General features: G+C 62.4%; 14 protein-coding genes. 7 read left to right on the top strand and 7 right to left on the bottom strand.

The window, feature by feature from the left end; translation table 11 throughout:
* Positions 1 to 59 precede the first annotated feature (59 nt).
* Positions 60 to 554, top strand: coding sequence for a DinB family protein (locus DBV08_RS09045; protein ID WP_095971730.1), 495 nt, complete (start codon positions 60 to 62; stop codon positions 552 to 554).
* A gap of 97 nt (positions 555 to 651) precedes the next feature.
* On the opposite strand, the gene DBV08_RS09040 is transcribed toward DBV08_RS09045, so the two are convergent.
* The 5 genes from DBV08_RS09040 to DBV08_RS09020 form a co-directional block, all read right to left on the bottom strand.
* Positions 652 to 1,113 (bottom strand): DUF6389 family protein, encoded by a 462-nt coding sequence (locus DBV08_RS09040; protein WP_124567216.1) that lies wholly within the window; start codon positions 1,111 to 1,113, stop codon positions 652 to 654.
* 38 nt (positions 1,114 to 1,151) lie between these two features.
* Complete coding sequence (locus DBV08_RS09035; protein ID WP_124567215.1) at positions 1,152 to 1,850, bottom strand: NUDIX domain-containing protein; 699 nt, start codon at positions 1,848 to 1,850, stop codon at positions 1,152 to 1,154.
* Between the two features lie 160 nt (positions 1,851 to 2,010).
* Complete coding sequence (gene dmpG / locus DBV08_RS09030) at positions 2,011 to 3,039, bottom strand: 4-hydroxy-2-oxovalerate aldolase (RefSeq protein ID WP_020909650.1); 1,029 nt, start codon at positions 3,037 to 3,039, stop codon at positions 2,011 to 2,013.
* Positions 3,036 to 3,980 carry an acetaldehyde dehydrogenase (acetylating) gene (locus DBV08_RS09025; RefSeq protein ID WP_124567214.1) on the bottom strand — a complete coding sequence of 315 codons (945 nt, stop codon included), beginning with the start codon at positions 3,978 to 3,980 and terminating at the stop codon, positions 3,036 to 3,038. The genes dmpG and DBV08_RS09025 overlap by 4 nt, the downstream gene beginning before the upstream one ends.
* A complete protein-coding gene (locus DBV08_RS09020) occupies positions 3,977 to 4,804 on the bottom strand; it encodes a 2-keto-4-pentenoate hydratase (protein ID WP_095971788.1) in 828 nt (275 codons plus the stop codon). The genes DBV08_RS09025 and DBV08_RS09020 overlap by 4 nt, the downstream gene beginning before the upstream one ends.
* A gap of 69 nt (positions 4,805 to 4,873) precedes the next feature.
* On the opposite strand from DBV08_RS09020, the gene DBV08_RS09015 reads away from it, so the two are divergent.
* A complete protein-coding gene (locus tag DBV08_RS09015; protein ID WP_095971733.1) occupies positions 4,874 to 5,635 on the top strand; it encodes an IclR family transcriptional regulator in 762 nt (253 codons plus the stop codon).
* Here DBV08_RS09015 and helR read toward each other — a convergent pair.
* Entirely contained in the window at positions 5,597 to 7,819 is a 2,223-nt protein-coding gene (gene helR, locus DBV08_RS09010) for an RNA polymerase recycling motor ATPase HelR (RefSeq protein ID WP_124567213.1), read from the bottom strand. The two genes, DBV08_RS09015 and helR, sit on opposite strands and share 39 nt — an antisense overlap.
* Positions 7,820 to 8,090: 271 nt before the next feature.
* Here helR and DBV08_RS09005 point away from each other — a divergent pair, with 271 nt between their 5' ends.
* The 4 genes from DBV08_RS09005 to DBV08_RS08990 all read left to right on the top strand — a co-directional run bounded on the left by DBV08_RS09005 (position 8,091) and on the right by DBV08_RS08990 (position 11,699).
* A complete protein-coding gene (locus tag DBV08_RS09005; RefSeq protein WP_260395413.1) occupies positions 8,091 to 8,555 on the top strand; it encodes a hypothetical protein in 465 nt (154 codons plus the stop codon).
* Between the two features lie 230 nt (positions 8,556 to 8,785).
* Positions 8,786 to 9,022, top strand: coding sequence for a CsbD family protein (locus DBV08_RS09000; protein WP_003943084.1), 237 nt, complete (start codon positions 8,786 to 8,788; stop codon positions 9,020 to 9,022).
* Between the two features lie 143 nt (positions 9,023 to 9,165).
* Positions 9,166 to 11,334, top strand: coding sequence for a catalase (locus DBV08_RS08995; RefSeq protein WP_124567212.1), 2,169 nt, complete (start codon positions 9,166 to 9,168; stop codon positions 11,332 to 11,334).
* Positions 11,335 to 11,429: 95 nt separating this feature from the next.
* Positions 11,430 to 11,699, top strand: coding sequence for a Rho termination factor N-terminal domain-containing protein (locus DBV08_RS08990; RefSeq protein WP_095971744.1), 270 nt, complete (start codon positions 11,430 to 11,432; stop codon positions 11,697 to 11,699).
* A gap of 57 nt (positions 11,700 to 11,756) precedes the next feature.
* On the opposite strand, the gene DBV08_RS08985 is transcribed toward DBV08_RS08990, so the two are convergent.
* Positions 11,757 to 12,050: a hypothetical protein gene (locus DBV08_RS08985; RefSeq protein WP_095971745.1), complete on the bottom strand. Its 294-nt coding sequence runs from the start codon at positions 12,048 to 12,050 to the stop codon at positions 11,757 to 11,759.
* 171 nt (positions 12,051 to 12,221) lie between these two features.
* Here DBV08_RS08985 and DBV08_RS08980 point away from each other — a divergent pair, with 171 nt between their 5' ends.
* Complete coding sequence (locus DBV08_RS08980; RefSeq protein ID WP_124567211.1) at positions 12,222 to 13,370, top strand: glutamate--cysteine ligase; 1,149 nt, start codon at positions 12,222 to 12,224, stop codon at positions 13,368 to 13,370.
* The last annotated feature ends 123 nt before the right edge of the window (positions 13,371 to 13,493 follow it).

Raw genomic sequence — 13,493 nt, 5'->3', positions numbered from 1 at the left:
ATCGACCCTGCTCGTCCAGGAAGCCTCTGACTGTTCGTCGCGGAGGAAGGAGAAACACCATGGCTACGTCGCGTCGCAGCCGCCGTGATGTCCCACCGCCCCGGGCGGGAAACAGCGAGGCGGCCACGCTACGAGCGTTTCTCGACTACCTCCGTGATTCGATTGCCGCCAAGGTCGAGGGTGCTCCGGAACCTCAGGTGCGCAACACAGTTGTTCCGTCGGGAACAACCTTGCTCGGGCTGATCAATCATCTGATCTTTGTCGAGCGGTCGATGTTTCTCGCCGAAAACGTGACGGATTGGAAGGCGACCTTTCAGCCGTCATCGGAAGAAAGCGTGGACGATGTCGTCCGTCGCTATCGCGAGACGGTCGAGCGCGCCAACGCAGTTCTCGACGGATGCACAGATCTTGCCGCACCCATCCCGCGGCCAGGGGCGAAACGACCCGCTCCCAGTGTCCGTTGGGCGCTCGTGCACATGATCGAAGAGACCGGACGCCATGCCGGGCACGCCGATATCCTCCGCGAACTGATCGACGGTTCGACCGGCCGGTGACATCGCAACACCCGATAGATCCGTCGCTGCAACTGGCAGAGCTTGGACGACAACAGTGGCGGTGAGGTCGTTCGTCTCGCCGACAGCTTCCGCGCTTTCATCGAGGTGAATGTCCACGACTGAAATCGGGGCCTACGGGAACCGGGTCGGTCGCTCCGTCGGGAGTTGTTACTTCCCAGCGCAGTTCGGATGCAGTCGGGGAAATGAGCGTGTGGATCCACTCGGCCACGACACCGACGATAACTTTCTCCAGTTCCGCGTGCGACCATTCTCGTGGCCGAGTAGGAACCGGCGGTTCCCAGCCTTCCTCGCCCCAGATCACGCCGAATAGCTCTCTCTCGTCACCGATTTGCTGATTCAGGCTGAATGCGTCGGAACCCTCGAATCGTGCCCAGACGCCGAATGTTCCCTCGCCGTCTTGGTCGAGCGAGACATCGATGACAATGCCTTCGGTATGTGCGGTCGCCGTGGCGCGCATCGCCGCCAGCCGGCTTTCGACCAACGACGATGCAGTGTCGAGGACAGATCTCAGCGCGTCACGGTACTCGGCAGACTCCATCGGTACAGGATATAGAATTTCAGGCAATCGACTTCGAGTCAGAGCGCCCCCGACATTGCCGCCCATTGAAGAAGAACGACCGTCTTGCCGTCGACGATTTCTCCGCCGGAGATCATGTCGAGTGCCGTCTCGAACGGCAACTCCAGGACTTCGATGTCCTCACCTTCGTCCGGCACCCCGCCACCACTGCCGGTTCTGTCCGCCGGAGTGTATCGGCCGGCGTAGAAATGCACTCTCTCAGTGACGGATCCGGGGCTCATGTACAGATCGAACAGATGCTGCACCTCACCGATTGCGACGCCAAGCTCTTCGCTCGTCTCTCGCCGAATGGCTACTTCCGGTGTGTCGGAATCGAGCAAACCGGCTGCGGTCTCGATCAACATTCCGTCGGGGTGTGCGTTGACGTAGGCGGGAAAGCGGAATTGCTTCGTCAACAGGACGGTGCGCCGTTCGGGGTCGTACAGCAAGATCGTCGCGCCGTTCCCACGGTCGTAGGTTTCCCGTTGCTGTGTCTCGAGAGTGCCGTCCCTTCGCCGATACGTGAAGGTGCTGCGACGCAACACATGCCAACCGTCCGAGGTGACCTCGACTCGTTCGACCTCGACATTCGGATTACCGTGCAGACCGAAGCCTGTTCGGTCGAGGCCGGTGCGACCCCGGCTGTCCGGAATGTCGACGCCGGCACATCCCACCGTTGCAGTTGGGTGTGTCTGCCTGTCGCTGTCAGGTTCGGTCATGTCATCCACCGTAGCGAAGATCGGTCCCTCGGCGTTATTGGGCAACAACAGTTTCAGAGGTTGAGCGCCGTCATGACAGAACCTCTCAGCTCAACTGAGAAGTCCCGCCCCCGTCCGGAGACGGGAGCGGGACTCGGGTACCAGCGAGCTGGGCAGTGCGTCAGACAGCTTCCTTTGTCGCCTGCGCTGCGAGGGTGAGCGCGATGTCGACGATCATGTCCTCCTGGCCACCCACCAGACGGCGGCGTCCGGCTTCGAGCAGCAGTGTGCGAACGTCGATTCCGTAGCGCTCCGACGCAGCCTCGGCGTGGCGCAGGAAGCTCGAGTACACGCCTGCGTAGCCGAGTGTGAGGGTCTCCCGATCGACGCGGACCGGCCGGTCCTGCAGCGGACGGACGATGTCGTCGGCAGCATCCTGCAGGGCGAACAGGTCGCAGCCGTGCTCCCACTCCTCGATGTTGGCAACGGCGATGAAGGCCTCGAGGGGGCAGTTACCGGCGCCGGCGCCGTGACCGGCAAGTGAAGCGTCGACGCGTGTGACGCCGTTCTGCACTGCGACAACGGAATTCGCAACCGAGAGCGACAGATTCTCATGCGCGTGGATACCGATTTCGGTGCCCTCGTCGAGGATGTCGCGGTACGCGCGAACACGATCCGCGACGTCGTTCATCACCAGACGTCCACCCGAGTCGGTGACGTAGACGCAGTGCGCGCCGTACGACTCCATCAGCTTGGCCTGCTTCGCCAGTTCTTCGGCCGGAGCCATGTGGCTCATCATCAGGAAGCCCGAGACGTCCATGCCGATTTCGCGGGCAGTCTCGATGTGCTGCGCGGAGACGTCGGCCTCGGTGCAGTGCGTGGCAACGCGAACCGACCGCACACCGAGGTCGTAAGCATGCTTGAGTTCACTGATCGTGCCGACACCCGGAAGCAGCAGCGTGGTGAGGCGAGCGTGCTCGAGTACCTCGGCCGCAGCTTCGATCCATTCCCAGTCGGTGTTCGAACCGGGGCCGTAGTTGAGCGAGCCGCCGGCGAGGCCGTCACCGTGTGCAACTTCGATCGCGTCGACACCGGCAGCGTCGAGAGCTGTGACGATCCGCTTGACGTCGGTAGGCGAAATGCGGTGGCGGACAGCGTGCATGCCGTCACGAAGGGTGACGTCCTGGACGAAGATCTTGCGGTTGCTCACTTGGTTGCTTCCTTCTGCTGGGCGATGCGCTCCGCGATCTGCATTCCGGCGGACGTCATGATGTCGAGATTGCCGGCGTACGCAGGCAGGTAGTGTGCAGCACCCTCGACCTCGAGGAACACCGACACCTGATGAGTGGGGCGATTGCTGTCGACGAGCAACGTCTCGACCGGCTGGTCGGCCGGGATCTCGGTGATCTGGACTTCCTGCTTGAGCCGGTAGCCGGGAACATACGCGGAGACGTCGCCGACCATTTTCTCGATCGACTGACGGATCTCCTCGTGAACAGCCGGGTCCGGGGCGTCGACGAGGCAGAAGACCGTGTCGCGCATGATGAGCGGCGGCTCAGCGGGGTTGAGGATGATGATGGCCTTGCCGCGGCGGGCGCCGCCGACAGCCACGATCGCCTCGGACGTGGTCTCGGTGAACTCGTCGATGTTGGCGCGCGTTCCGGGACCTGCGGACTTGGAGGCGATGGACGCGACGATCTCCGCATACGCCACCGGGACGACCCGAGAAACGGCGGCAACCATCGGGATCGTGGCCTGGCCACCACACGTCACCATGTTGACGTTGGGTGCATCCAGGTGCTCGTCCGCGTTGACGGCCGGCACGACGTACGGGCCGATCGCTGCAGGCGTCAGGTCGATCATGCGCTTGCCGAGGGGAGCCAGCCGCGCGTTGTTGGCGACGTGAGCCTTTGCCGAGGTGGCGTCGAAGACGATCTCGATCTCGTCGAAGTTCGGGAGACCGATCAAACCCTCGACACCTTCAGCCGTGATCGGCACGTTCAGACGCGCAGCACGGGCGAGGCCGTCCGACGCCGGGTCGATGCCGACCATCGCGCCCATCTCCAGGTAGTCGGAGTTGCGCAGCACCTTGATCATCAGATCCGTGCCGATGTTGCCCGATCCGATGATCGCGACCTTGACCTTGCTCATGCGTTGTCCTCTTCGCTGGAAAAACTGGTGGTGACGGAACCGAACCCGGAGACGGTCACGGTGACTTCGTTGCCTGCGGTGACCGGCGCCATGGGGCCGAGTGCGCCGGACAGGATCACCTGGCCCGCCGTCAGTGGCTGCCCCAACTCGCGTGCCGTGCGGGCGAGCCAGACGACTGCTTCGATCGGATCGCCCAGGCAGGCGGTTCCGACGCCGGTGGACACCTCGGTGCCGTCGACGGACATCGACATGACGACGCCGGCGGGCTCCACCTCGTCGAGGGTCCGACGTTCGGTTCCCAGGACGTACACGCCCGAGGACGCATTGTCGGCGACGGTGTCACCGAACTTGATGTCCCACGACGCGATGCGGCTGTCGCAGATCTCGATCGCGGCGACGGCGTAGTCGATTGCGCCGCGCACCTGCGCGCTGTCGAGAGGTCCGTCCACAAGGTCGGCACCGAGCACGAAGGCAACTTCCGCTTCGACCTTGGGCTGGATCAAACGACTCATGGGGATGGCGCCACCGGCGGGGAACTCCATGTCGGCGTACAGAACGCCGAGGTCGGGCTGGTCGACACCGAGCTGCTGCTGGACTGCCACCGAGGTCAGGCCGATCTTGCGGCCTACGACGACGGCACCCGCCTGCCGACGGATTTCATCGACGCGGCGCTGGACAGCGTAGGCGGCGACGAGATCGTCGGCGCCGATCAGATCGCGCACTGGCGCGCAGGGAGTACCGCTCGCGATGGCGGCTGCGAGGCGGTCCGCAGCAGCTGCGATGTCGGTCTCGCTAGCTGTACTGGTATTCGTGGGCTGGCTCATGACCACTACCTTCGCCGCAGTACCGAGGTTGCGCCAGGGAACTGTCTCACTCAGCGATACGCTGGGCACGTGACTGGCGGCGCAAACCTCGACACCGTGCTGGGCAAGGCGGTGACGATCCTGCGGGCTTTTCGGGCCGACGACCACATGTTGCCTCTGGCCGTCCTGGTCCAACGGACAGGACTGCACAAGGCGACGGTGCACCGCCTGGCCAACGAACTGGTCGCGAACCGACTACTCGACCGCATCGACGGCGGTTACCGACTCAGCGGCGGTCTCTTCGAACTCGGCATGCTCGCCTCTCTCGAACGTAGCCTCCTGGAGATGGCGATGCCGTTCCTCCAAGACTTGTACGAGCGGACCCACGAGACAGTCCACCTGGGGGTCCGTGACGGCCACGACGTCGTGTACGTCGCGAAGATCGGCGGACATCGACAAGCGAACTCCCCGTCTCGGACCGGTGGCCGGATACCGCTGTACTGCACTGCGATCGGAAAGGCACTCCTGGCGTTCTCCGACAGCGATTTTCGCCGCGAAGTGCTGTCGGAACCGATGACCAGGCGCACCCCGCACACAATTGTCGCGCCCGGCATTCTCAACACTCAACTGAACAGAGTTGTCGAGACCGGCATTGCGTTCGAGCGTGAGGAATCGGCCCCTGGTCTTGCGTGTGTCGCGGCTCCGGTATTCGGAACCAACGACAAACCGGTCGCCGCCATCAGTGTCACCGGCCCCACCAGCCGCTTCGTTCCCGAGAGCCAAGTGCCTTACGTTCGCGCGGCTGCCGAAGGGCTACACAGCACGATCGCTCGTCGCGAACGATTGCGGTGACCTCGCCGTCTCGAACTGGACGAGTCCGCTCAGGGCTTGCGGCAGCGGACCCTCGTGCAAGACGCCGAGACGTTGGGTGGCGCGGGTGAGGGCGACATAGAGCTCCGATGCGCCGCGTGGACCGTCGGCGATGATTCGTTCCGGTTCCACCACGAGTACGGCATCGAACTCCAGGCCCTTCGTTTCCGAAACCGGCACGGCGCCGGGCACATCCGCAGGTCCGATGACGATGCTCGTACCTTCGCGCCCATCCTCGTCCTGATTGAATTCGTCGATGGCGGAGGCCAGTTCGTCGGCCGAGATCTGTCTGGACCACGGCGCGATCCCGCAGGCGCGGACGGACTCGGGTGGTTGGACTCCCGGCGCGAACTCGGCGAGCAATGCGGCGGCGACGCTCATGATCTCGGCCGGCGTGCGGTAGTTCACCGACAGTGATCGGTAGATCCAGCGACCGGGGACATACGGCTCCATCATCGTCGACCACGAGCGGGCACCGGCCGGTGAACGTCGTTGCGCGAGATCGCCTACCACGGTGAAAGACCGGTCAGGACAACGGCGCATCAGGACCCGCCAATCCATCTCGGACAGTTCTTGTGCCTCGTCGACGACGATATGCCGGTACGTCCAGTCACGGTCTGCAGCAGCGCGTTCGGCGAGTTCCCGGGTATCACGTTCGACGAAGCGGTCAGCCAGGTCCTCGGCGTACAGCATGTCCTGGGCGAGAAGGTGATCCTCGTCGTCCATCAGGTCCTCGCGGCTGATCATCATGTCCAATACGCCCGCTGCATACGCAGCCTCGTCGCGGCGTTCACGTTCGGCACTCTGGTCGACGGGCTTGTCCCGGCCGAGCATGTCCGCCAATTCGTCGAGCAACGGAACGTCCGAGACGGTCCAGCCGTCACCGTCCTGGCGAAGCAGCTTCTCGTCCGCGCCTGCCGCACGTAGTCGTGCCGGAGAAGTAAACAGCTGTGTCAGTAGCTCTTTCGGAGTCAGGATCGGCCAGAGGGTGTCGAGCGCCGCGCCAAACGCGCTGTTTTCCACCAGCTCTGCGGTCAGGTCTGCTCGCACTTGCTCCCAGGCTTCACGGTCACTGCGTGTCAACCACCCCTTGCCGATCCGCGCTATCGCCCGTTCGGTCAGCGCCCAGGTGAGGATTTCGGTGAACACAGTGCGAGCGTCGTTGTGGGGGAGTCCGCTCGTACGGGCTTCTTCTCGGGCCCACTCCGCGGTTTCGGCGTCGATTCGCACCGTGACGTCCGCCAATTCGATCAACAGCGGGTTCTCGGGCAGTCGCTGATGATCGGCAATCGCTGCGCCGAGAACGTCGAGGATCTTCAGCGAACCTTTGAGTTCGGCGGCGGCCGGGGTGTCCTCGGCGGTGACGCGCAGGCCGGGAACGAGATCACCGGTGGTCATGAACACCACGTCGGATTCTCCCAGCGAGGGCAGTACGCGGCCGATGTGGTTCAAGAACGCCGGGTTCGGCCCGACCACGAGAACGCCGTGACGTTCCATCCGCTCTCGCTGCGTGTAGAGCAGGTAGGCGACGCGGTGCAAGGCGACGACGGTCTTCCCGGTACCCGGGCCACCCTCGATCACCAACACCCCTGGGTGCTCGAGCCGGACGATGTCGTCCTGCTCGGCCTGGATCGTCGCCACGATGTCCCGCATTCCTTCACCGCGGGGTGCGTTGACTGCCGCGAGCAGGGCGGAGTCGCTGTGCGCGTCGTGTTCTACGCCGTCGGGGCGTCCGAGTACCTCGTCGGTGAAATCGACCACGCGTCGACTACGGGTGTGGAACTGACGGCGTCGACGCATGTTTTCCGGGTTGGCAGCGGTGGCCACGTAGAATGCGCGAGACGCCGGTGCCCGCCAATCGAACAGCACCGGTTCGTAGTCGTTGTCCGCATCGAGAAGGCCGATTCGGCCGATGTACGAAGTCTCACCCGACAGCGAGTCCAACCGGCCGAAGCACAGGCCGTTGTCGGCCACATCCAGCCTTTTCACTTCTTTGGCAAGTGCGCGCACCTCGGCGTCGCGTTCCATGAGAGCTTCGCCGTTTCCGCGCAGAGCGGTGTTGTACCTGCCTTTGACTCGGGCGCGCTCCGCATCGAGGCGTGCGTAGAGCCCCTCCACATAGTTCCGCTCGGATCGCAGTTCGTCTTCGTATCCCTGGGTTGGCACGTGCCCTCACTTCCGCTGGCTGTTCCGATCCCGTGGTCGGTCGTGCGGGATCGGAAGAGCCATTCTGCGGCACTACCCGGGCCTTGCCGCAAGGCCCCCGGTGAGATATACATTGATAGTGGAAGGGAGTGTCGATCCTCCCTCACAGTTCCGATAACAGATCCCCCAGACTGACGGACGGCTCCCAGCCTGGTCGATGTTTGGACCCTGAACGCCGCGGGTACAAATGTACTGGCCGGTGTTCGAAAATCGGTTGCCCTCATGAACTTACGTGGATCGAGGGATTGTGAAGGCGATACTGGCAACGGCCGCAAGCATCCTTCTCGTGGTTGCCTTGGCCGTCGCCATCTTGCTGTTGCTTTCCGGATCCCCGCGCGAACGCACCTCTCACGAGCTTGCCGATACGGAGCACACGATCGGTGGGCAGCCGACCACCTGCACCGAGTTGTTCGGCGAAACATGCAGCTTTGCTTTGCAGTCGGACTACAACCAGTGGGGACAAAATCTCGAGAGCTTCGTCAATGCCGGGACTCTCGGTCCCTTTGCCCGCAGCATCGGCTTCGTGGCGGAGGCAAAGCTGAGCTTGCAGGCATGCGAGGTCAGCGCAACCGCTGGTCGGACGATCCTCGATTTCTACCCTCTCGCCGGGATCGACCACCCCGCGGCCACGACCACAGACCTCTTCCCCTTCTGGAACGAGTCCCGCCAATTCCTCTGCCCGGTCGACAGTTTCTGAGAACGGTTGATCGCTACTCGAGGCCGGACTGAACAAAAGCGTCGCGCACGTAACGCTGAACGAAATTCGCACTGGTGCAACAACGTCGCAGTTCGACCACGGGAGTCATGCCCGCACCTCGTCCCAGCACTAAATGTTTATGCGAATTTCGACGGGGTAGGGCCTTCTGTGTGGGAGTCCTGCCTGCGCGGGAACCCCGAGCGAGAATCCGAACGAATTGGAGGGTCAACGTGCCAGACGACAAGAGCGGCCCCAGCGAGGGCATCAAAGGCGTTGTAGAGGACGTCAAGGGTAAGGCGAAGGAAGCCGTTGGTGCGGTCTCCGGAAACGACAGTTTGACCCGAGAGGGCCGTGCTCAGCAGGACAAAGCCGAAAGCCAGCGAGAAGTCGCGAAGAAAGAGGCAGAAGCCGAGAAGGCTCGCGCTGAAGCGGCCGCGGACGAAGCGCGACAGAAGTCCGAGCAATAGCCCTGACGCACTCGTCGCCCTCGGCCTGGGATTGATCCCAGCCCGGGGGTGAGTCGTGGCTCCGCATTCAGTTTGAAATCTCTACTTACTTAGGGCGTACCAGAATTCGTGCGCCCAGCATGACGATCAAGAGGAGCTGTTCGATGCCTTCATCTCAGTCCGTCCCAGGTGCACCGGCCCCGAAAGCGCCGGACCTGAAAGAGCCGGTCAAGCCTCGACAGCCATTGCCGCCCAAGGACGACCAGCGGCAGCCGGAGGTGCGTACCGTCGCGGGTGCCGAGGAGAAGGTGAAGGGAAACGGTCGCGGCCAGCGGGGGGAGTACCTCACCACTGCAACCGGTACACGGCTTTACGAGACCGACCACTCACTCACCGCAGGCGAGCGGGGCCCGACTCTTCTCCAGGATCACCATCTGCGTGAGAAGATCACACATTTCGATCACGAGCGAATTCCGGAGCGCGTCGTCCACGCCCGCGGTGCGGCCGCGCACGGTACGTTCCTGGCCAATGGTGCAGCCGAAAACATCTGTAAAGCTTCGTTGTTCGCTTCCGGTGCCAGAACCCCGGTATTCGTACGCTTCTCCACAGTTCTGGGTTCACGCGGTTCGGCGGATACCGTCCGAGACACACGCGGCTTCGCCACCAAGTTCTACACCGACGAAGGTGTCTTCGATCTGGTGGGCAACAACATCCCGGTGTTCTTCATTCAGGACGGAATCAAGTTCCCGGACATCATCCATGCCGCTAAACCTCACCCGGACCGGGAGATTCCGCAGGCGCAGAGTGCTCACGACACCTTCTGGGATTTCGTGTCGCTGCACACCGAAGCCACGGCGCACACATTGTGGAACATGTCCGATCGAGGCATCCCGCGCTCCTATCGCATGATGGAGGGCTTCGGCATTCACACGTTCAGGCTCGTGAATGCCGACGGCGAGACGAATCTGGTGAAATTTCACTGGAAGCCGGCCGCTGGAGTGCATTCACTCGTGTGGGAGGAAGCGCAGATTGCCGGCGGTGTGGATCCGGATTTCCATCGCCGCGATCTTGCCGACGCCATCGAGGCGGGCGCATATCCGTCCTGGGATCTGGGCGTGCAGGTGTTCCCCGATACCGAAGACGAAATGTTCGAAGGCATAGATCTTTTGGATCCCACCAAGATCGTGCCCGAAGAACTCGCACCGGTTCAGGTCATCGGAACGATGACACTCGATGCCAATCCGACGAACTTTTTCGCCGAGACCGAGCAGGTTGCATTCCATCCGGGTCACTTGGTCCCGGGCGTCGACATCACCAACGATCGTCTCCTGCAGGCGCGTTTGTTCTCGTACCTCGACACCCAGATCACGCGACTCGGCGGCCCCAACTTCGACCAGATTCCGATCAACCGTCCTCACTCGCCCGTCAACGACATGCTCCGCGACGGCTTCCATCAGGACGGTGTGCATACCGGAGTCGCGCCGTACCATCCCAATTCGTTGGACGGCGGGTGCCCGTTCCTGGCCTCGGCGGACAGCGCGGCCTACATCGAGGTGCCCGAGGAAGTTTCAGGGCGAAAGGTGAGGCAGGCGCCGGCATCGTTCGACGATCACTTCTCGCAAGCTCGACTCTTCTATCGCAGCCTCTCCCCTGTCGAACAGGAGCACGTCGCGCAGGCGTATACCTTCGAACTGGGCAAGTGCTACGAAGAGAACATCAAGACCCGGAATCTGGGAATCTTGGCAAACATCGACGCGGGTCTCGTGTCGATCGTCGCAGGGGGGCTTGGCCTTCTGGTTCCCGAACCGACGGAGCCGTTGAGTGATCCGGAGCTGAGCCCTGCGCTGTCCCAGGTCGGTGCGGAATGGCCGGTAGACGGAAGGATCATCGCACTACTGGTCGACGAGAACTCCGACCTCGAAACGGTTGTCGCCGTTCGAGACAAGATCTTCGACGCCGGTATGGTGCCGCTGATCCTCGGCCCGCACGGCGGAACCATCGGGGACGGTGACGACGCGGTGACGGTGCAGCGAACGTACCTCACAGCTCGATCGATCGAATTCGACGCAATCCTGCTGAGCGGCGACGTTTCTCGGATCGGCGAGGGCAAGTTGGATCCACGGGTGGAGACTCTGCTGAACGAAATGTATCGTCACAGCAAGGCAATTGGCGGTTGGGGTGAGAGCATGAGTGCGCTGGCCGCCGCCGGTATCGACGAGTCAGCATTGGGAGTCGTGGTCGATGCGGACGCGGAAGGGGCCCTGGCCTCGCTGGCTCAGCTTCTGAAGACGCACCGCGTGTGGGGGCGTTTCGAGGTGCCGCCCACATCCTGAGTGCCGGCGTACGTTCGAACTTGCGGTGTGGCCGNNCGGCCACACCGCAAGTTCGGCCACACCGCCGGAGTGAAGACGAGTGAAGGGACGAAACAGTGGCTCGCAAGGACTCACAACCTCAACTCAAGGATCAAGAACTCTACGAAGAGCTACGCGAGAAGGGCGATTCCAAGGAGAAGGCGGCCCGAATCTCCAATGCGGCCGCCAATCGAGGGCGGTCGAATGTCGCCAAGTCCGGCGGGCAATCCTCGCCGTACGAGGAGTGGACGGTCGACGAGCTGAAAGAACGCGCCAAGGAACTCGATCTGCACGGCTACTCGAAACTGAACAAGGGTGAGCTGATCGAGAAACTCCGAAATCACTGAGCTCCATTCTGCTCGAGTCGTATTCTGCTTGTGCAGAATACGACTCGAGCGTTCGGCTCAGTGCCCTTCTTGATCGAAGAGTTCCTGACCTTCCAGTCGCTTGACCCGACGGTGTTCCATCAAGATGGCCAGTGTCCCGACGATGAAGGACACCACGCACACGATGCCTGCAATAACTGCCCAACCGCGAAATCCGTAACCTGCTGCCACCAAGGTCAATCCGAGTGTTGCCAGGCCCAAACCGATCAGCAGGTATCCGGGATAGTTGCGGCCGTCGCTGATTGCCTCCCCGACGTGCGATCGATTGGTGTGTTCGTCATCTACCGGTGAACTCCCGCTCGCGTTGGTCACGGCACACCCCCTCCTGAGCTCATGAAGACTTGCGATTCTTCGCTCGTCGTCTGTTCACAGGGCAACTACCCGATCGACGAGTGGATGAAACGGATGGAGTAGTGCCGAAAGACGGAGAACGTCGTACGCTCGAAGTATCGGATGTGCAGGAAACCGGTGCGAGGAAGGCCTATGAATGCGAAGCCGAATCCCGACCTATTCTCCGTAGGTACACCGACTCTCGGTGTGGAGGAGGAGTTTCTGCTCTGTGATCCCCAGACTGGGCATCCCAGCCCCCGCAATTCCGAGGTTGCTGCCGCGGGGCGAGAACTCGGTATCTCGCTGCAACTCGAACTCACGCGTTGTCAGGTGAAGACGGCCACTTCGATCGGCAGTCACATTCGTGATCTTCGTGATCAACTCTGTGAGTCCCGTGCCCTCACCGCCGATGCCGCTGCCCGCGTGGGCTGCCAACTCATCGCAGTCGGGACGCCTTTCTACGATCCACCGGTCGACGAGATCACACAGAAGTCGCGATACCAACGAATGGCCGGTCAATTCGGTGCGATCACCGAAGGTGTGATGTGTGGTTGCCATATCCACGTGGGTGTCGAAGATCGAGAACGATCGGTCCAGATCATCAATCATCTGCGTCCGTGGTTACCTACCTTGTTGGCATTGACGGCGAACTCGCCGATCAGTGCCGGACGCGATACCGGTTATGCGAGTTGGCGTTACGTTCTGTTCGGCAGGTGGCCCAGTTCGGGTCCGCCGCCCTTCTTCGAGTCCGTGGGGCACTACGAAGATGCTGTTGCAGCGATGCTGGAGACTGGGGTCATTCTCGATCCGCACATGGTCTATTGGGACGTGCGCATGTCGGATCACCTTCCCACCGTGGAGATTCGAATCAGCGACGTTCCCGCCACCGTGGAGGAGACGATGACTCTGGCCACACTGGTGCAGGCACTCGTCGGCACCGCATCCGCTGCGATCACCAAAGGTGAGGTTGCGCCTGCCGTCGATCAGGAGCTACTCCGCGCGGCTTGCTGGCGGGCGGCGCGTGACGGACTCGACGGGAGGTCGCTCGACGTCGAATCGGTACGCTTGCTGACTGCACACCAGGCGGTTCGGCGACTGGTCGATCATGTCGAACCTGCTCTGACCGCATTCGGAGAATTCGAGCAGGTCACGGCTTCCTTGGACAAAGTCTTCAGTAACGGAAACGGAGCGATCGTGCAGCGCCGGCAACTCGCACGCCGGTCACGGGTGGCCGATGTGATCGACGAGTGCGCCCGACGCACTTTCGAAGGGTGCAGTTCGCAAGAGGTCAGTGAGCTGTAGGCAGCCGGGACCTGCAGATAACGGGGCCTACTGGAAACGGGGAGGCGTTGACTTCCAATTTCGTGCCGAGTTCACTGGAAATGAGGACTTGTCGACTCCCCGTGCAGAAGTCATCCCGTCTGT

Source organism: Rhodococcus sp. KBW08 (assembly GCF_003852455.1).
Lineage (GTDB): Bacteria > Actinomycetota > Actinomycetes > Mycobacteriales > Mycobacteriaceae > Rhodococcus_F > Rhodococcus_F baikonurensis.
The sequence above is the reverse complement of the archived record's forward strand: the minus strand, read 5'-3'. Positions and strand labels throughout refer to the sequence as shown.

Bases quoted from the DNA above. Each gene is read 5' to 3' on its own strand.
- DBV08_RS09045 (WP_095971730.1), top strand. From the start codon at position 60: ATGGCTACGTCGCGTCGCAGCCGCCGTGATGTCCCACCGCCCCGGGCG.
- DBV08_RS09040 (WP_124567216.1), bottom strand. From the start codon at position 1,113: ATGGAGTCTGCCGAGTACCGTGACGCGCTGAGATCTGTCCTCGACACT.
- DBV08_RS09035 (WP_124567215.1), bottom strand. From the start codon at position 1,850: ATGACCGAACCTGACAGCGACAGGCAGACACACCCAACTGCAACGGTG.
- DBV08_RS09025 (WP_124567214.1), bottom strand. From the start codon at position 3,980: ATGAGCAAGGTCAAGGTCGCGATCATCGGATCGGGCAACATCGGCACG.
- DBV08_RS09020 (WP_095971788.1), bottom strand. From the start codon at position 4,804: ATGAGCCAGCCCACGAATACCAGTACAGCTAGCGAGACCGACATCGCA.
- DBV08_RS08995 (WP_124567212.1), top strand. From the start codon at position 9,166: ATGCCTTCATCTCAGTCCGTCCCAGGTGCACCGGCCCCGAAAGCGCCG.
- DBV08_RS08980 (WP_124567211.1), top strand. From the start codon at position 12,222: ATGAATGCGAAGCCGAATCCCGACCTATTCTCCGTAGGTACACCGACT.